The 18,232-nt window shown below is 59.2% G+C and carries 11 protein-coding genes and 3 rRNA genes (1 of these 14 only partly in view); 8 read left to right on the forward strand and 6 right to left on the reverse strand.

Annotated elements, in window-relative coordinates:
- On the reverse strand, nt 1-1,029 hold the beginning of the coding sequence (locus J3B00_RS01560; RefSeq protein WP_209875178.1) for an immunoglobulin-like domain-containing protein. Its footprint begins 25,995 nt before the window's first position; the window shows 1,029 of its 27,024 coding nt (coding positions 1-1,029); the start codon lies at nt 1,027-1,029; its stop codon lies beyond the left edge, outside the window.
- A 335-nt stretch (nt 1,030-1,364) separates the two neighbouring features.
- On the opposite strand from J3B00_RS01560, the gene J3B00_RS01565 reads away from it, so the two are divergent.
- The 4 genes from J3B00_RS01565 (at nt 1,365) to J3B00_RS01580 (ending at nt 6,725) form a co-directional block, all read left to right on the forward strand.
- The gene (locus J3B00_RS01565) at nt 1,365-2,702 is read left to right on the forward strand and encodes a TolC family outer membrane protein (protein WP_209862621.1); all 1,338 of its coding nucleotides are present in this window, start codon (nt 1,365-1,367) and stop codon (nt 2,700-2,702) included.
- A gap of 45 nt (nt 2,703-2,747) precedes the next feature.
- Complete coding sequence (locus J3B00_RS01570; RefSeq protein WP_209862624.1) at nt 2,748-4,901, forward strand: type I secretion system permease/ATPase; 2,154 nt, start codon at nt 2,748-2,750, stop codon at nt 4,899-4,901.
- Between the two features lie 7 nt (nt 4,902-4,908).
- Nucleotides 4,909-6,267: an HlyD family type I secretion periplasmic adaptor subunit gene (locus J3B00_RS01575; RefSeq protein ID WP_209862626.1), complete on the forward strand. Its 1,359-nt coding sequence runs from the start codon at nt 4,909-4,911 to the stop codon at nt 6,265-6,267.
- A gap of 116 nt (nt 6,268-6,383) precedes the next feature.
- Nucleotides 6,384-6,725, forward strand: a complete 342-nt coding sequence (locus J3B00_RS01580; RefSeq protein WP_209862629.1) for a tryptophan synthase subunit beta — start codon at nt 6,384-6,386, stop codon at nt 6,723-6,725.
- Nucleotides 6,726-6,795: 70 nt separating this feature from the next.
- On the opposite strand, the gene lapD is transcribed toward J3B00_RS01580, so the two are convergent.
- Nucleotides 6,796-8,742: a cyclic di-GMP receptor LapD gene (gene lapD / locus J3B00_RS01585; protein WP_209862632.1), complete on the reverse strand. Its 1,947-nt coding sequence runs from the start codon at nt 8,740-8,742 to the stop codon at nt 6,796-6,798.
- 10 nt (nt 8,743-8,752) lie between these two features.
- Nucleotides 8,753-9,511 carry a cysteine protease LapG gene (gene lapG, locus J3B00_RS01590; protein WP_209862635.1) on the reverse strand — a complete coding sequence of 253 codons (759 nt, stop codon included), beginning with the start codon at nt 9,509-9,511 and terminating at the stop codon, nt 8,753-8,755.
- A 205-nt stretch (nt 9,512-9,716) separates the two neighbouring features.
- On the opposite strand from lapG, the gene J3B00_RS01595 reads away from it, so the two are divergent.
- From J3B00_RS01595 to J3B00_RS01610, 4 genes are all read left to right on the forward strand, one after another.
- Nucleotides 9,717-10,430 (forward strand): GntR family transcriptional regulator, encoded by a 714-nt coding sequence (locus J3B00_RS01595; protein WP_209862639.1) that lies wholly within the window; start codon nt 9,717-9,719, stop codon nt 10,428-10,430.
- 165 nt (nt 10,431-10,595) lie between these two features.
- Nucleotides 10,596-11,099, forward strand: coding sequence for a sigma-70 family RNA polymerase sigma factor (locus J3B00_RS01600; protein ID WP_209862642.1), 504 nt, complete (start codon nt 10,596-10,598; stop codon nt 11,097-11,099).
- Nucleotides 11,099-12,067: a FecR family protein gene (locus tag J3B00_RS01605; protein WP_209862644.1), complete on the forward strand. Its 969-nt coding sequence runs from the start codon at nt 11,099-11,101 to the stop codon at nt 12,065-12,067. The genes J3B00_RS01600 and J3B00_RS01605 overlap by 1 nt, the downstream gene beginning before the upstream one ends.
- Before the next feature lie 166 nt (nt 12,068-12,233).
- Nucleotides 12,234-14,645, forward strand: coding sequence for a TonB-dependent siderophore receptor (locus J3B00_RS01610; RefSeq protein WP_245362652.1), 2,412 nt, complete (start codon nt 12,234-12,236; stop codon nt 14,643-14,645).
- A gap of 151 nt (nt 14,646-14,796) precedes the next feature.
- Here the strand turns inward: J3B00_RS01610 and rrf (J3B00_RS01615) are convergent.
- From rrf (J3B00_RS01615) to J3B00_RS01625, 3 genes are all read right to left on the reverse strand, one after another.
- Nucleotides 14,797-14,912 (reverse strand): 5S ribosomal RNA (gene rrf / locus J3B00_RS01615).
- A 109-nt stretch (nt 14,913-15,021) separates the two neighbouring features.
- Nucleotides 15,022-15,137 (reverse strand): 5S ribosomal RNA (gene rrf, locus J3B00_RS01620).
- 129 nt (nt 15,138-15,266) lie between these two features.
- Nucleotides 15,267-18,158: ribosomal RNA gene (locus J3B00_RS01625) — 23S ribosomal RNA — on the reverse strand.
- Between the last annotated feature and the right edge of the window lie 74 nt (nt 18,159-18,232).

Below are 18,232 nucleotides of genomic sequence, written 5' to 3' on the forward strand. Positions count from 1 at the left end.
GTAGACGTCGTTACCGGAAGTCTGGAAATCAATGCTGCCACTGACCCTGCCAGCTTCGATGGTGATGGTCTGGCCATTGGACAAGGTCACAGTCACCGGCGTCTGCGCCGGGTTGGTCAGCGATGCGGTGTAAGTGATCACACCGCCCTCAGCGACACTGGCGTTGGCGGTCAGGGTGACAGCGGTAGTGTCGATGGTATCGACGATCTGGGTCACGGCCGGGGTTGAATCTGCCGTAACAGGCAGCCCACCGCCGCTGGTACCGGTGATGCTCGCAGAAACCTCTCCACCGTCTACGTAGACAGTGTCGTTGCCTGGGATTTCAACGTTGACGGTACCGCTGGTCTGCCCTGCGGCAATGACAATCACCGCACCATTGGACAGCGTCACGCTCAAGTTGGTCAGCGGCGCCTGACCAACTGTGGCGGTATAGACGATTACGCCACCCGCTTCAGTGATCGAAGGGGTGGCGCTGAGAACAACTGTAGTACCGGCTTGAGGCGTGGGCGTCGTCGGGTCGACCACCAGGGTGTTAACGCTGGTATCAACCGCGCCCACCTCCTGGGTGGTCTGTTCGGTGGCGAACCCTATCGGGCCGGTCGGGAAGCCAATTGTAGGGTCGACAGCGCCTGCAGTCTCTTCCAGCAGTACGAACGAATGCCCCCCGCCTACCGAGCCACCCGCGCCAGCAGCAGTCGGACCTGCGGCGGTGGCTTCGAGCTCAGTCGTCGGGTCGAGGCCGGCGGCGATCGCTTGTTGCAACTCTTCGACCGAGGGCGCTGCCTGTGCGGTGGCCTGGCTCAAGTCGATGCTGCTATCCGGAGCGTCTGCGCTCCATTGAGTGTCGCGGCCAAGATCGAGGGTACGGCCATCTGCCAGTTCCAGCGTCACAGCGCCGCCGACTCCGGTCAGCACCTGCTCGCCAGCCAACAGGCGGTCACCTTCGATCAATACACGCCGGATGCCTTCTGGGGATACCGCGATAACTTGGCCAACAATGCTTTTGACGATGGCAACAACACTGCTCATTGGACTCTCCGGATTTAGCCGCTCTGTTTGGCTTCATGCCTAGGCGGCTGGTATATGCCGCTATGCGAAATATGTTGGATACTTTTGACGTCAAATTTACGTCTATTACTTTTGGCTATTAACTTTATGCCAAACTATTGACCTTATGGCCGCCATCCTAAACAATCGGCACCGTAATGTCACATTGATATTTATACCGCTCGTCACCCTTCCTTTCGTACTAGTAGCAGTACTTCTACGGGAGCGTCTTCCTACGGTTATTCAGGCTGCCAATTACCAGGCTGGCTCGGCTTCGGCCGTGATTTGGAATAAGCAATTCTCGGGAACAACCAACAATGCGTGCATCTGTATTCACAGCTCTTCCGTTTGCTCTCTCCATCAGCTTCGTACAGGCACAAACCCTGCCAGAAGCCATGCAGAAAGCGCTCGAGGTACATCCCGAAATCCAGGCTGGCGTAAACGCCCGCGTGGCCGCCGATTATCAACTGCGTGCCGCCAAGGGCGGTTATCTGCCCAAGGTCGATATCACTGCCGGTTATGGCCGCGAAGGTACTGACAGCCCGGGTACCGGCAACCGCTGGGAATCCCTGAACCGCGGCGAGTCGAGCCTGCGCCTGCGGCAAATGGTGTTTGACGGGTTTGCCACTTCCAATGAAGTCGGTCGCCAGCAAGCAACCGTGAACTCCCGCGCCTGGAGCTTGCTCGGCACGTCCGAGCGCACCGGGCTGGATGTTGCTCAGGTCTACCTGGATGTACTCACCCGCCGCGAGATGGTGCGCCTGGCCGAAGACAACCTGCGTAACCACGACCGCGTACTCGACCAGATCAAGCTGCGCACCAGCCGCGGCGTGGGGCGCTATGCCGACCTTGATCAGGCTGAAGCGCGCCAGGCCCAAGCCCGCAACAACCTGATCACCGAGAAGACCAATCTGGCCGATGCCAACACCAACTACCTGAGCGTGGTCGGGCAGATGCCCGATGAGCTGAGCGCCCCGGCGCCGTTCATCGACCTGTTGCCAGCCAACATTGATGAAGCACGCCACCAACTGGTTGAAAACAGCCCGGTGCTGCGCTCGGCCGAAGCCGACATCGCCGCCGCCGAGAAGCAATACGAAACGGCGAAGTCTACCTTTTACCCTCGCTTTGATGCAGAACTCGGACGTACGGCAGATAACAATATCGACGGCGTCCAAGGCCACAACAACGAGTGGCAGGCCATGCTGAGAATGAACTTCAACCTGTACAATGGCGGCAGCAACAAGGCGGACCTCGAATCCAAGTCGTACCTGGCCAACCAGGCGCTGGATATCCGCAATAACGCCCTGCGTCAGTTGAATGAAGAGCTGGGCCTGGCCTGGAATGCCATGGATAATGCCAACGCTCAGGTGCCGATCGCCCAGCAATACGTCGATCACAGCATTAGAGTACGCAGCGCCTACCAGCAGCAATTCAGCTTGGGCGAGCGAACCCTGCTCGACTTGCTCGACAGCGAAAATGAAACCTTCACCGCTCAGCGTCGCTTGGTGGAAGTGAAGAACCAGCAAGTGTTCACCCAGTATCGAATCAAGGCGACCATGGGCCAGTTGCTCAAGAGCCAGGGCGTTGTCGCGCCAATGGCCACCGTCGTGCAGAATGACCTTAAACCCAATGTGAGCCTGCCAGGCATGAACTGAGGCGCACATCTCCTGAACACCCGCAAGGATTAGAGAGAGCGCCGCGTGGAATCCGAAGTTAGTCGAGTTCAACTCAGTCACGATCCGCGCAGCCAGCATGACGATCCATTACTGGATAGCCTGCTGACCCTGTGTGTCCTGCATCAGAAGCCCGCCAGCCGGGCCATGCTGACCACCGGCCTGCCCTTGCCTGCCCAGCGCCTGGACCCTGAGCTGCTGCCTCGCGCGGCAGCGCGGGCCGGGCTGCAGGGGCGCCTGCTGCAGCGCAAGCTGGAGCAGATCCCGAATATCGCCATGCCGGCCATGTTGCTGCTCAAAGAGGGCCGCAGTGCCGTTCTGCTGGGTTGGGAAAACGATAACGCGCGCCTGCTACTCAGCGAGAGCGATGGCGGCGAAGTGCTCGTCAGCCGCGAAGCGCTGCTCGAGGATTACAGCGGCAAGGTGTTCTTCGCCCAACCCCAGCACAAGTACGACGTCAACCACGGCAACCTGATCCCTCGGACCAAATCCTGGTTCCGCGACACCCTGCTGCGCAGCAAATGGCTGTACATCGACGCAATCGCCGCCAGCCTGGTGATCAACCTGATCGCCCTCGCTGCACCGTTGTTCGTGATGAACGTGTATGACCGGGTGGTACCCAACCAGGCCACCTCAACGTTGTGGGTGTTGGCGGTCGGTATCGCCGGGGCCTATGTCTTCGATCTGATCCTCAAGGGCTTGCGCAGTTTGTGCCTGGATCTGGCCGGCAAGAAAACCGACCTGATCGTGTCGGCGACGCTGTTCGAACGTATCGTCGGCATGTCGATGAAGTACCGCCCGGCACGGGTGGGTAGCTTTGCGCAGAATATTCACGAGTTCCAAGGCCTGCGCGACTTTCTTGCGTCGCTGACCCTGACCAGCCTGATCGATCTGCCGTTCACCATTCTGATCTTGATCGTCATCGCCATTCTGGGTGGGCATCTGGTGTGGATTCCGGTCCTGGCCTTCCCACTGGCTTTGGGCATCGGCTATGCCCTGCAAAAGCCTTTGATGTCGACCATGGAACGGACCATGGCCCTGGCCTCCGAGCGCCAGTCCAGCCTGATCGAGACCCTTGGCGGGCTCGACGCGATCAAGGTCAACAACGCTGAAAGCGAACGCCAGTACATGTGGGAACAGACCCTCGGTACCCTTAGCCGCCTCGAATTGCGAGTCAAGGTGCTGTCGGGCCTGGCGATGAACATCACCATGCTGATCCAGCAGTTGGCGGGCGTGGCGATGATCTGTGCCGGCGTCTACCTGATCATCGATGGCAACCTCAGCATGGGCGGCCTGGTCGCCTGCTACATGCTCAGCGGCCGCGCCCTTGGTCCTCTGGGCCAGCTCAACGGTCTGCTGGCCCGCTACCAGCAAGCCAAAGTAACCATGGTCGCCACCGACCAGATGATGGACCTGCCGCAGGAGCGCAACTTCGAAGAGCGCCCACTGAGCCGTCAGGTACTGCAAGGCGCAATCGAGTTCCGGGGCGTCGACTTCACCTACCCGAACCAGCAAAACCCGGCGCTCAAGGGCATCAACCTGACCATTCGTCCGGGTGAAAAGGTCGGCATCATTGGCCGTAGCGGCTCGGGCAAGAGCTCGCTGGCCAAGCTGATCGTCGGCCTTTACGAGTCGGACAACGGCTCGCTGCTGGTCGACGGCGTGGACATCCGCCAGATCGACGTCAGCGAGCTGCGCCACAACATCGGCTATGTGCCCCAAGACATCCAACTGCTGGCCGGCACCCTGCGCGACAACCTGGTCAGCGGTGCACGCTACATCGAGGACGAGCTGATCCTGCAGGCCGCCGAACTGGCAGGGGTGCATGAATTTGCCCGTCTGCATCCGGACGGCTATGAGCTGCAGGTTGGCGAGCGTGGCCAGAACCTCTCGGGTGGACAGCGGCAGAACGTCGCCCTCGGCCGCGCATTATTGCTCAACCCGCAGATCCTGCTGCTCGACGAGCCGACCGCGTCAATGGATAACACTGGCGAAGAACGCCTCAAGCAGCGCCTGCAGGCGGTGATCGAGCACAAGACCGTGCTGCTGGTTACCCACCGTGCCTCGTTGCTGACACTGGTCGACCGGCTGATCGTCATCGATCGTGGCCAAGTGGTCGCCGATGGCCCGAAAGCGTCGGTCATGGATGCATTGAAGAAGGGGCAGATCAGTGTCGCTTAAGCTGGATATGAGCAGTTTCAAAGATAACTTGCGACGCTACTTCAAAGGCTCCGAGTCGTTTTCCGGCGAGCCGTTGCCGGAAGTCCGCAAGTCGCTGGTCGAAGATGCCCCGCGGGTCATACGCCTGACCATCTGGGGTGTGATCGCGTTCTTTCTGTTCCTGATCATCTGGGCCAGCTTCGCTCCCATCGACGAGGTTACCCGCGGCGAAGGCAAGGCGATTCCGTCCTCCAAAGTGCAGAAAATCCAGAACCTCGAGGGCGGCATCGTTGCCGAGATCTTCGCCAAGGAAGGGCAGATCGTCGAGATTGGCCAGCCGTTGCTGCGACTGGACGAAACACGCTTTGCTTCCAACGTCGGCGAGACCGAAGCTGACCGCCTGGCGATGGCCATGCGCGTCGAACGCCTGACCGCCGAAGTAGAAGATCGCCCACTGCAGATTGACGATGTGCTGCGCAAGGCCGCGCCCTACCAGGCGAGCAACGAAGAATCGCTGTACCAGAGCCGGCGCCAGCAACTGCATGACGAGATTGGCGGCCTTCAACAGCAGCTGGTCCAGCGCCAGCAAGAGCTGCGCGAGTACACCTCCAAGCGCGCTCAATACGCCAGCGGCTTGCAGTTGTTGCGTCAGGAAATCGCCATGTCGGAGCCACTGGTAGCGCAGGGGGCTATTTCTCAAGTGGAGGTCTTGCGCCTGCGTCGCTCCGAAGTGGAAAACCGTGGCCAGATGGACGCCACTACCCTGGCTATCCCGCGTGCCGAGGCAGCGATCAAGGAAGTCCAGAGCAAGATCGAAGAGACACGTGGCAAATTCCGCAGCGAAGCCCTGACCCAACTCAACGAAGCGCGCACCGAGCTGAGCAAAGCCACCGCTACCAGCAAGGCGCTGGACGACCGCGTCAACCGGACCATGGTGACGTCACCGGTGCGCGGCATCGTCAAGCAGCTGCTGGTCAACACCATCGGTGGCGTGATCCAGCCGGGCAGCGACATCATCGAGATTGTCCCGCTGGACGACTCCTTGGTGGTCGAGGCAAAGATCCTGCCCAAGGACATCGCCTTCCTGCATCCGGGGCAGGAAGCGACGGTCAAGTTCACCGCGTACGACTACACCATTTATGGCGGGCTGAAGGCCAAGCTTGAACAGATCGGTGCCGACACCATCACCGACGAAGACAAGAAGACCACCTATTACCTGATCCGCCTGCGCACTGACCGCAGCCATCTGGGTACGGATGAGAAGCCGCTGTTGATCATTCCGGGAATGGTGGCGACGGTGGATATCATGACCGGCAAGAAAACCATCATGAGTTATCTGCTCAAGCCAATCGTCAAGGCTCGCTCCGAGGCATTGCGCGAACGCTGATCCTGTGTGGCCAGCACCAGGCAGGTGCTGGCTGACGCTGCCAACCGGCATGTCCGCTGAACTTTGCCTATGCTGCTGTCTATCTAAAAAGCACCGATGTGACGAGCGAGGACGCCATGTTCTACGTGCAACGCGACATTCAGGGCCAGTTGCTGCGGGTAGAAGCCGCGCCCTATGAACATTACACAGAAATGCTTCCAGCCGACCATGCTGAGATCCAGGAATGGTTTGCCGACGATCAGGTTGAAAATAGCCTCAAGCAGCTCAAGCAGAGCGACCTGGACATGATCCGGGTGCTTGAGGATTTGATCGAGGTGCTGACCACCAAGGGCGTGATCAGTATTACCGACCTGCCGGTGGGTGCGCAGACCAAGCTGCTTAACCGGTCTACGGCGCGCAAGGCGTTGGGGAGCTTGAACAACTTGATCGAAGAGGATGAGGGGGGTGGGCTGATCTGATGGCGCCGGACCGCTCGGAAAGGGCTGCGAGGCAGCCCTGGGGGGCAAAACCGAATAAACAGCGTGGGAATTACCGCCAAGGCGACGGTTCGCCCACCAACTGCCCCTGAATCCCCTGTACGCCCATCTCGCGCAGTACCCGTAGCTCTCCTTCAGTCTCGACCCGCTCGGCAATCAGCGGCAGATCGATACTGTGCGCGGCACGCTGCACCGCTTCAATGAACAGCCGCTTGTGCTGCTCCAGGTCGATACTGCGGATGTAGCTGCCGTCGATCTTGAGGTACGCCAGCCCCAGGTGCGCCAAGTTGCCAATCATGCTGAAGCGCCCGCCAAAGCGCTGCAGGCCCAAGCCGAAGTCCAAGGCATGCAGGCGCCGCGTCAGCTGTTCCAGAACGGCCTGCTCAGGCAACTGCTCCTCGCCGATCTCGAAGGTCAGCCGCGGGCCAAGCGCACGGTGCTGGGCAAGCAGGTCGAACACCCGCTGCAACGCTTTCGGATCAGCCAGGGTCGCCGCAGAAAGGTTGAGCGCCAGCGACTCGCCATGCCCCTGCAGGTGCTTGAGGACTTTCTCCAGCACCAGCAGATCCAGCCGCTGCATCCAGCCAAAACGCTCGAGCCAGGGCAAGAAGCGCCCAGCAGCCAATGCCTCACCCTGCTCGTCATACAGCCGCGAAATAACCTTGTAGTGGAGGATCTGCCCAGCTGCCTGGCTGTCCACCACCGGCTGGAAGAACAGTTCGAACTGGCCATTGCTCAGAGCCTGGTCGAGGCGCGCATGCCAGGCATGATGGCTATCGGCAGCCTGCGCCGCGACGCCCTGCTCCAGGCACACCCAGCCCGGCTCAGGCTGGCTTTCGGCACGCGCCAGTGCCTCATCGGCCAGCTTCAACAAGGCTTGCGGAGCATCACCCGGGATGTACGGCGCCAGGCCGATGCAGGCAACCGGGTCGACATCACTGGCACCCGTCTCATGCAGGCTGCGCAAGGTGGCTTCCAGGGCCTGGGCCAATTGCACGGCTTCCTCGTGAACCATGCCCGGCGCCAGCACGGCAAACTCGCCACCGCGACTACGGGTGATCAGGTCATTGGTCTGCGGAAAACTCGCGCAGGTACGGCGCAACTGCTCACCCACCGCCTGCAGCAGTTGATCAGTGCGCTGACCACCCATGCGGGCGTTGAGCCCGGCCAGGTCCATGACCCGCAACAACAGCAAGTAACCCGCACGCGCTTCCTCCAGGTTGCTGACCCGGGCGGCCATCTGCATCTCGAAATAGCGCCGGTTGGCCAACCCGGTGAGGTTGTCCTGATAGGACTCGGCCCGCAGCCGTTCGCTGCGCTCGGCCTGTTCGGTGAACAGCGCCTTGAGCTTCTCGACCATCTGGTTCATGGCCTGTACTACTCGGCGCAATTCGGGCGTGCGCGGGAGTTCGGGCAGGCTGAGGAACTCACGCCGGGCGATGGCGTGCGACTGCGCCACCATGTAGTCCAAGGGACGCAACTGCCGGCGTAGCAGCAATGCGCCCAGCACGGCGCTCGCCGCGCCGCACAATAACAGCCAGCCCAGGCTGCCCAGGGCACTCTGCCAGAGCTTGGCCAAGGCGAACATCGGGTGACTGATCACTTCGACACGCGCCGCCTGCTGCCAGCCACGGCTGACGATCGCGTCGCCGCCTGCGGCTTCCAGGCCGATCATGCGGATGAACCATTCTGGCACGCCGCCACGGTCGGGCTCGGCGTGACGCTCGACCAACACGGCGTTGGAGCCGAGATCGATCACCTTGATGCTCGAGTAATAGCCACTGTCGAAGATCGAGCTGACCATCAGCTCGACCATCGCCGGGTCATCGATGTTCGGCGTCAGCGACAGCGCCAGGGCGGTCGCAGCATCCTGGGCGTGCGAACGCAGCTGGTTGACGTACTGGCTGCGCGAGCTTTCCAGGCTGACCATGAAGCTGCCGCTGAAGGCAACGACCAGGAACAGGCAAATGGCAAGTAGCAATTGTTTGAACAGTGACATCTGTGCTCCTTCAGTAAACCGGCTCGGCCGGGAACCCTTCGGCCTGCATTTTTTTCAGCAAGTCCTGCCAGCGCGACAGCCGCTTGGTGTCGCCAACCTTCTTGTTGCCTGCGGCTCCCGTCAGCCACAGCCCCTCACCATTGAAGGAATACACCGGCAACAGATCGCTACGCTGGCTGGCCGGCTTGATGGCGTCCATCAGGCTGTCGAGCACCAGCGGTTGCGCCTGTGGGTTTGCATAATAAGTCAGCACCATGTGCGCGCGGTTCTGGCGCAGGGCCTTTACATAGGTAATTCGCAGTTTGTCACTGGCAATACCCATGCGGCGCAGACTGAAGTACTTGGCAATGGCATAGTCTTCGCAATCACCAGCGCCCTTGATCAATGACTGGATGGGCGTGGCCCAGTAGTCCACCTCGTGCCACAGGTCGATATCTTCGACGTAGCGCAGTTGCTGGTTGAAAAACCGATTGACCACCTGCAGACGCTCCAGCTCACTGCCCTGCTGCGTGGCCAGCAGGTTCTGCCAGGCATCGATGCGTGCCCGCCCCGGGCCCAGCGGCCCGTACAGCGTCTGCGCGCGCTGGCTGATCTGGGAAAAATCCCAATCCGCGCGCAGGCCGCCAAGCAATAGGCAGCCCAGCAAGGCAGCGCAACCGAGCCGCCGCAGGGCGACTCCGAGCATCCAAGGTATCGCCACTGCGAACACCTGTTCAGAGCAATCGAAAGGCGCGATGGTGCGGCCTGTCGCGGGAAAAAACAATGGCACCTTACAATCACTGTGCCATCCGTTGTACACATGCATTACAGCGGACCAAGCGCTTGTTGCGCTTCCCCTCGCCACGTACTTCATTCAACATAGCTTTATTGCCAGGCAGGCCCTCACGACGGTTCATCGCCTTGGTTTGACACCCTTCAGGCAGAACCCTACTTTCATTGGATCCAATTTAGCCAGTAGTTGAGGCAGACGCCGAGTGGCCGAGAAAATCAGACTGTTAACAGCCGTGCTCGGCACCGAGAAGGTGCCCGCGCACCTGGCACGCAGTGTCATCGAAGAACGCCTGCGCAGCGCTATCATCGACGGCCGCCTGCCAGCGGGCAGCGCCCTGCGCCAACAGGAGCTGGCAAGCCTGTTCGGGGTCAGCCGCATGCCGGTGCGCGAAGCCTTGCGCCAGCTTGAGGCGCAAGGCCTGTTGCAGGTGGTGATGCACAAGGGCGCGGTGGTCGCACCGTTGATCGGTGAGGATGCCGTCGACAGCTATGCCCTGCGCGTGTTGCTTGAGTCCGAGGCGCTGCGCCAGTCGATTCCGCTGCTCGATGCCGAAGACATTGCCCGCGCCCGCGACTATATCCATCAGTTGGAAAATGAAACCCGCCACGCCGAGCTCGGCCGTCTCAACCGGCTGTTCCACATGAGCTTGTATTGCAAGGCGCAGAACCAGAAACTGCTCCGCCTGATCGAAAACGAACTCAACGAAGAAGAGCGCTTCCTGCGCTTTCACTTGTCTTCGATGGGCTTGGGCAAGCTGACCCAGGACGATCACACTGCCCTGGTCGATGCGGCCAGCGACAAGCTGGTGGACGAGGCGATCACGGCTCTCGAAAACCACCTCAATAGCGGCGCCCGCGCCATTCGCAACTATCTCGACAGTCAGCGCGCCCAGCACACGGGGCCGGTCAGCAGCTAACTGCGCACGGCCTCGCCTCCCTCTACCCCTTGCAGTCTCTTTGCCCCGTGCCGGCACGGCCAGTCTGGCCGCCTGCTCTGCTGCGCGCGGGTGTTGCAAAATTCCGCCAGCCCGCGAACAATGAGACTAATTATCATTCATGACCTAACGTTCGCGGCGCATTCCATGCCCTCTCAAGACCCCGTGCACACGCTCTACAGCGAACACCACGGCTGGCTGCACGCCTGGCTGCGCAGCAAGCTGGGCAATGCCGCCGATGCCGCTGACCTGGCACACGACACCTTCGTGCGCCTGCTGCAGCGCCGCGAGCAGCTCGAACTCAATACCCCCCGGGCCTTCCTGCGCACGGTTGCCCGGGGACTGGTCATCGATCACTGGCGCCGGGAGGAACTCGCTCGCGCTTACCTTGAAGCCTTGTCACATCTGCCAGAGGCGCACGCCCCTTCTCAAGAGACGCGCGAGCTGCTGCTGGAGCTGCTCGAGCGCATCGCACGCATGCTCGATGGCCTCAAGCCCAAGGTTCGCCGCGCCTTCCTGCTGGCGCAATGCGAGGGCCTTGGGCACAAGGCGATCGCCGAGCAGATGGGCATCTCCCTGCGCTCGGTCGAACGCTATATCGCCGACGCGCTCTACCACTGCTACCAGCTGCGCTACGCAGACGAATACTGATGAGCGTTGCCCAGCCGCCGCCCAAGGTGGTCAAACAGGCGATCCAGTGGATGCTCAGGCTGCGCGAGAGCGGTCCCAGTCCTGGACTGCAATTACAGTGCGAACAATGGCGTAACGCCCATCATGAGCATGAGTTGGCGTGGCAGCGGGTGATCAATCTGCACCAGGACCTCAACCTGCGCGCCATTCCCGGCGCTGGCGTGGCTCTGCAGACCCTGGAGACCAGCGAACGCCGCCTGCATCGGCGCCAAACGCTGAAACTGCTCGGTAGCATTGCGCTGGTGGGTTCGGCCGCATGGCTGGGCAAGGATCTGCAGGTGCTCGATGAGTTCACGTCTGACTTCGCCACAGGCACCGGCGAGCGGCGCAGCTTCCCGTTGCCGGACGGCTCACTGCTCCAACTCAATACGCGCAGTGCGGCGGACCTGGTGTTTGACGACCACCAGCGGCGGGTTCGCCTCAAACACGGCGAGCTGATGCTCACCTGCAGTACCGCCCAGGCGCAAGGCAGGCCGTTACTGGTACAAACCGAGCAGGCGTTGCTTGAAGGCTTTGACGGCCGCTTCACGGTGCGTCAGGACAGCGACTGCACACGTATCAGCGTCAGCCAAGGCAAGGTCGCCATCCACCGGCCGGACCACGGCCCACTGCAGTGGATCAGCAGCGGGCAGCAGTGGCGTGTAGATAGCCAGGGCGCCCGCTTGTTGGAGCACACGGACATGGACGGCGCTGCCTGGGCCGAGGGGCTTATCGTCACCCGCGACATGCGCCTGGCGGACTTTCTGGCAGAGCTCGGCCGCTATCGCCATGGTTATCTGGGCTGCAATGACGATGTCGCTGACTTGCGCCTGTCCGGGGTGTTCCGCCTGGCCGATACCGACCAGCTGCTGGCGTTGTTGCCGCAAACCTTGCCTGTCAGATTGCGTGAGCGCACCCGCTGGTGGGTGCGCCTGGAGCGGCTGGCCTGAGCTACATTTTTCAGCATTTTTTGGCGGGAACAGGCGGTGAGTCCGGCAAGGACAGTAAGCGACGCTTCTGCCCTTAACCTCTCACGGATCGATCATGCCCAGCGCCCTACCCTCTAATCGCCTTCCACAAGCGAATGATTTTCGACCTGTCTTGAATTCAACTGCCCTGCGCAAGGCTGTGCACGCGGCCCTGTTCGGTACTGCGCTAGGCATCAGCGCTGTTGCGCCTCAGGTTGTAGCTGCCGAGCCCAGCGCCGTCTCCCAGCAGTTCACCATCCCTGCCGGCAACTTGAACGATGTACTCAACCAGTTCGCACGTCAGGCTGGCATCACGCTCTCGAGCACACCCCAGCTGACCGGTGAGCGACAATCGCCAGGCCTGCGAGGGCACTACTCAACGGAGCAGGCGCTGCTGCAGTTGCTCAACGGTACAGGCCTGGAAGCGGTCAGCCAGGACGGCAGCAGCTACGTACTAAGGGCGCAGCCCGCAGACGCCGCGCTATCGTTGCCGAGCACCGATGTGCGCGGCTTCGCTCTCGGCAACGCCTTGGGCAGCATGGAGGGCTACAACGCCACCCACAGCCAGATCGCGACCAAGACCAGTACGCCGATCCTCGAGACCACCCAATCGGTATCGGTGGTCACTCGCCAGCAGATGGATGACCAAGGCTCGCAGACAGTGGCTCAAGCCATGCGCTACACACCCGGCGTACTGACCAACCCCTATGGCGCCACGCACCGCTATGACTACGTGGCCATGCGCGGCTTCAATGACGGCTCGGTGGACAACATCTACGTCGATGGCCTGAAGTCGATGGGCGACAACGGCACCTACAGCACCATGCAGGTGGACCCGTATTTCCTTGAGCGCATCGACATCCTCAAAGGGCCCTCTTCGGTGCTCTATGGACGCAGCTCGCCGGGCGGCCTGGTAGCGCTGACCACGAAAAAGCCGATGTTCGAGCCCTTCCATCAGATCCAGGCCACGGTCGGTACCCAAGGCCAACGCGGGATGGGTTTCGACTTCAGCGGGCCATTGGATGATGACAAACGCATTGCCTATCGCCTGACCGGCCTGGCGGACTCATCCGACACCCAGTTCGACCACAACAAGGAAGAACGCTACGCCATCGCTCCGTCTATCAGCATCGACTTCAGCGAAGACACCTCGCTGACCTTGCAAGCACACCTGCAGAAAGATCCCAACGGTGGTTACCACGGCGCGCTACCCGCTGATGGTGCCTTGCACCCGCGTAACGGCCAGCGTCTTTCGGATCACTTCTTCGAAGGTGAGCTGAGTGACAACTACGAGCGCACCCAGCAATCATTCAGTTATCAGCTCGAGCACCGCTTCAACAACGTTTTCACCGCGCGACAGAACTTCCGTTATCAAGACTCTGACGTGTCGATGGACCAGGTCTACTTCGCTGGCTGGGCTGAGGCAGACAGCAACATCATGAACCGCGCGTACACCGGCGGCGACGAGCGCCTGCACTCGTTCATCATCGATAACATGCTGCAGGCCGAATTCTTCACCGGCGCTGCCAAGCACACGCTGCTGCTGGGGACCGACTATCAGCGGCGCAAGGCGGACGTGACCTGGCGCTACGGCTCGGTCGACAGCCTCGATGCTGCACATCCACAGTACGGCAACGGTAACCTGCAGGTACTCGGCGAAAACAACTACCTGCGTCGCCTGCAGCAAACCGGCGTGTACCTGCAGGACCTGGTCGAACTGGACCAATGGCGCTTTTCCCTAGGGTTACGCCAAGACTGGGTCAAAGTGTCCGAGGAGAACCGAGACAGCAACTCTCGCGTCAGCGATGACCGCTCAAGCTTCACCACCCGCGCAGGTGTGCTCTACCTGTTCGACAACGGTATTGCGCCGTATGTGAGCTACTCCGAGTCGTTCAACCCGAATACAGTCTCTGACCAGGACGGCCGCCCGCTGGCGCCGACCGAGGGCACTCAGTGGGAAGCCGGTATCAAGTATCAGCCGCCGGGCACGGACAACCTGTTCACCGCCTCGCTGTTCCGCATCGAGCAGGAGAACCTGGCGTCCAAGCAGCCGAACGAAGACTTCTACCGGGCCGTAGGTGAGGTGCGCTCACAGGGCCTGGAGCTCGAAGCCCACGTCCAGGTCACCGACAACTTGAAACTGCTGGGTGGCTATACCTTCACCGATATCGAGTATGCCAAGTCGATGCCGAGCCTGGCTTCCGCTGCAGTGGACAACAAAGGCAACTCGCCTACCCAGGCGCCTAAGCAGATGCTCTCACTGTGGGCCGATTACAACTTCCGCCAGGGCGCCCTGGATGGCCTACGGCTGGGCGGTGGCGTGCGCTATGTGGGGTACAGCTGGGTCGATGCGGAAAACAGCATGAAGGTGCCCTCCTACACCCTGTTCGATGCCTCGATCGGCTATGACCTGGGCAAGGTGGGGCTCAAGGGGGTGGATCTGCGCCTGAATGCCAACAACCTGACCAACGAGAGCTATATCGCCTCCTGTGCCAGCCTGAGCTACTGCTACATGGGTGAAGAGCGCAATGTGAGTGCAACGGTCAGCTATCAGTTCTGAACGGTTTGACTGAAAGCGAAAAGGCCCGCTCCTGACACCAGGAGCGGGCCTTTTTCATGGGGCAATCAAGTTGCCTGAAAGGTGCGGCTTGTAGACAGCCGTAAAAGACAAAGGCCCTGTCCGCATTGCGGACAGGGCCTTTGGAATTGAATCTTGACGATGACCTACTCTCACATGGGGAAACCCCACACTACCATCGGCGATGCATCGTTTCACTGCTGAGTTCGGGATGGGATCAGGTGGTTCCAATGCTCTATGGTCGTCAAGAAATTCTGTGTGCCGATCCGTCTGAAAGACGTCCCAGCGAAACTTGAGTCTCTATACTTAAAGACAAAACCCCTACCTGCTCGCGCAGATAGGGGTTTTGCGAAATGAATCTTGACGATGACCTACTCTCACATGGGGAAACCCCACACTACCATCGGCGATGCATCGTTTCACTACTGAGTTCGGGATGGGATCAGGTGGTTCCAATGCTCTATGGTCGTCAAGAAATTCTGTAGCCAGAATGTCCAGATGGACAGCCCAGCAAATTCGGATATGTGATTTGTGATGGTGCGAATTTTCAGCTGTTTCGTCTTCACCACCGCAATTCGCGCTAGCAAATTGCTTGGGTGTTATATGGTCAAGCCTCACGGGCAATTAGTATTGGTTAGCTCAACGCCTCACAGCGCTTACACACCCAACCTATCAACGTCGTAGTCTTCGACGGCCCTTTAGGGGATTCTAGATCCCAGTGAGATCTCATCTTGAGGCAAGTTTCCCGCTTAGATGCTTTCAGCGGTTATCTCTTCCGAACATAGCTACCCGGCAATGCCACTGGCGTGACAACCGGAACACCAGAGGTTCGTCCACTCCGGTCCTCTCGTACTAGGAGCAGCCCCTCTCAAATCTCAAACGTCCACGGCAGATAGGGACCGAACTGTCTCACGACGTTCTAAACCCAGCTCGCGTACCACTTTAAATGGCGAACAGCCATACCCTTGGGACCGGCTTCAGCCCCAGGATGTGATGAGCCGACATCGAGGTGCCAAACACCGCCGTCGATATGAACTCTTGGGCGGTATCAGCCTGTTATCCCCGGAGTACCTTTTATCCGTTGAGCGATGGCCCTTCCATACAGAACCACCGGATCACTAAGACCTACTTTCGTACCTGCTCGACGTGTGGGTCTCGCAGTCAAGCGCGCTTTTGCCTTTATACTCTACGACCGATTTCCGACCGGTCTGAGCGCACCTTCGTACTCCTCCGTTACTCTTTGGGAGGAGACCGCCCCAGTCAAACTACCCACCATACACTGTCCTCGATCCGGATAACGGACCTGAGTTAGAACCTCAAAGTTGCCAGGGTGGTATTTCAAGGATGGCTCCATGAGAACTGGCGTCCCCACTTCAAAGCCTCCCACCTATCCTACACAAGCAAATTCAAAGTCCAGTGCAAAGCTATAGTAAAGGTTCACGGGGTCTTTCCGTCTAGCCGCGGATACACTGCATCTTCACAGCGATTTCAATTTCACTGAGTCTCGGGTGGAGACAGCGCCGCCATCGTTACGCCATTCGTGCAGGTCGGAACTTACCCGACAAGGAATTTCGCTACCTTAGGACCGTTATAGTTACGGCCGCCGTTTACCGGGGCTTCGATCAAGAGCTTCGCTTGCGCTAACCCCATCAATTAACCTTCCGGCACCGGGCAGGCGTCACACCCTATACGTCCACTTTCGTGTTTGCAGAGTGCTGTGTTTTTAATAAACAGTCGCAGCGGCCTGGTATCTTCGACCGGCAAAAGCTTACGGGGTAAACCCTTCACCTTCGCCGGCGCACCTTCTCCCGAAGTTACGGTGCCATTTTGCCTAGTTCCTTCACCCGAGTTCTCTCAAGCGCCTTGGTATTCTCTACCTAACCACCTGTGTCGGTTTGGGGTACGGTTCCCGATTGTCTGAAGCTTAGGAGCTTTTCTTGGAAGCATGGCATCAACCACTTCGTCGCCTAAAGGCAACTCGTCATCAGCTCTCGGCCTTGAGATCCCGGATTTGCCTAAGATCTCAGCCTACCACCTTAAACTTGGACTACCAACGCCAAGCTGGCCTAGCCTTCTCCGTCCCTCCATCGCAACAATCGGAAGTACAGGAATATTAACCTGTTTTCCATCGACTACGCTTTTCAGCCTCGCCTTAGGGACCGACTAACCCTGCGTCGATTAACGTTGCGCAGGAAACCTTGGTCTTTCGGCGTGGGAGTTTTTCACTCCCATTGTCGTTACTCATGTCAGCATTCGCACTTCTGATACCTCCAGCAAGCTTCTCAACTCACCTTCACAGGCTTACAGAACGCTCCTCTACCGCATCACCAAAAGGTGATACCCGTAGCTTCGGTGCATGGTTTGAGCCCCGTTACATCTTCCGCGCAGGCCGACTCGACTAGTGAGCTATTACGCTTTCTTTAAAGGGTGGCTGCTTCTAAGCCAACCTCCTAGCTGTCTAAGCCTTCCCACATCGTTTCCCACTTAACCATGACTTTGGGACCTTAGCTGACGGTCTGGGTTGTTTCCCTTTTCACGACGGACGTTAGCACCCGCCGTGTGTCTCCCATGCTCGGCACTTGTAGGTATTCGGAGTTTGCATCGGTTTGGTAAGTCGGGATGACCCCCTAGCCGAAACAGTGCTCTACCCCCTACAGTGATACATGAGGCGCTACCTAAATAGCTTTCGAGGAGAACCAGCTATCTCCGAGCTTGATTAGCCTTTCACTCCGATCCACAGGTCATCCGCTAACTTTTCAACGGTAGTCGGTTCGGTCCTCCAGTCAGTGTTACCTAACCTTCAACCTGCCCATGGATAGATCGCCCGGTTTCGGGTCTATACCCAGCGACTAAACGCCCTATTAAGACTCGCTTTCGCTACGCCTCCCCTATTCGGTTAAGCTCGCCACTGAATATAAGTCGCTGACCCATTATACAAAAGGTACGCAGTCACCTAACAAGTAGGCTCCCACTGCTTGTACGCATACGGTTTCAGGATCTATTTCACTCCCCTCTCCGGGGTTCTTTTCGCCTTTCCCTCACGGTACTGGTTCACTATCGGTCAGTCAGTAGTATTTAGCCTTGGAGGATGGTCCCCCCATGTTCAGACAAAGTTTCTCGTGCTCCGTCCTACTCGATTTCATTGATAAGAGATTTTCGTGTACGGGGCTATCACCCACTATGGCCGCACTTTCCAGAGCGTTCCACTAATCTCAAACCAACTTAAGGGCTGGTCCCCGTTCGCTCGCCACTACTAAGGGAATCTCGGTTGATTTCTTTTCCTCAGGGTACTTAGATGTTTCAGTTCCCCTGGTTCGCCTCTTGCACCTATGTATTCAGTACAAGATACTCAGCTTATGCTGAGTGGGTTCCCCCATTCAGAGATCTCTGGATCACAGTCTGTTTGCCGACTCCCCAAAGCTTATCGCAGGCTACCACGTCTTTCATCGCCTCTGACTGCCAAGGCATCCACCGTATGCGCTTCTTCACTTGACCATATAACCCCAAGCAATCTGGTTATACTGTGAAGACGACATTCGCCGAAAATTCGTACATGCTCAGTTAAGAGC

It is taken from the genome of Pseudomonas sp. BP8 (assembly GCF_017875955.1).
In the GTDB taxonomy this organism is placed as follows: Bacteria; Pseudomonadota; Gammaproteobacteria; order Pseudomonadales; family Pseudomonadaceae; genus Aquipseudomonas.

Excerpts from the sequence above, each read along its gene's own strand:
- J3B00_RS01580 (WP_209862629.1), top strand. The coding sequence starts at position 6,384 with ATGTTCTACGTGCAACGCGACATTCAGGGCCAGTTGCTGCGGGTAGAA.
- J3B00_RS01605 (WP_209862644.1), top strand. The coding sequence starts at position 11,099 with ATGAGCGTTGCCCAGCCGCCGCCCAAGGTGGTCAAACAGGCGATCCAG.
- lapD (WP_209862632.1), bottom strand. The coding sequence starts at position 8,742 with ATGTCACTGTTCAAACAATTGCTACTTGCCATTTGCCTGTTCCTGGTC.
- J3B00_RS01565 (WP_209862621.1), top strand. The coding sequence starts at position 1,365 with ATGCGTGCATCTGTATTCACAGCTCTTCCGTTTGCTCTCTCCATCAGC.
- J3B00_RS01600 (WP_209862642.1), top strand. The coding sequence starts at position 10,596 with ATGCCCTCTCAAGACCCCGTGCACACGCTCTACAGCGAACACCACGGC.
- J3B00_RS01575 (WP_209862626.1), top strand. The coding sequence starts at position 4,909 with ATGAGCAGTTTCAAAGATAACTTGCGACGCTACTTCAAAGGCTCCGAG.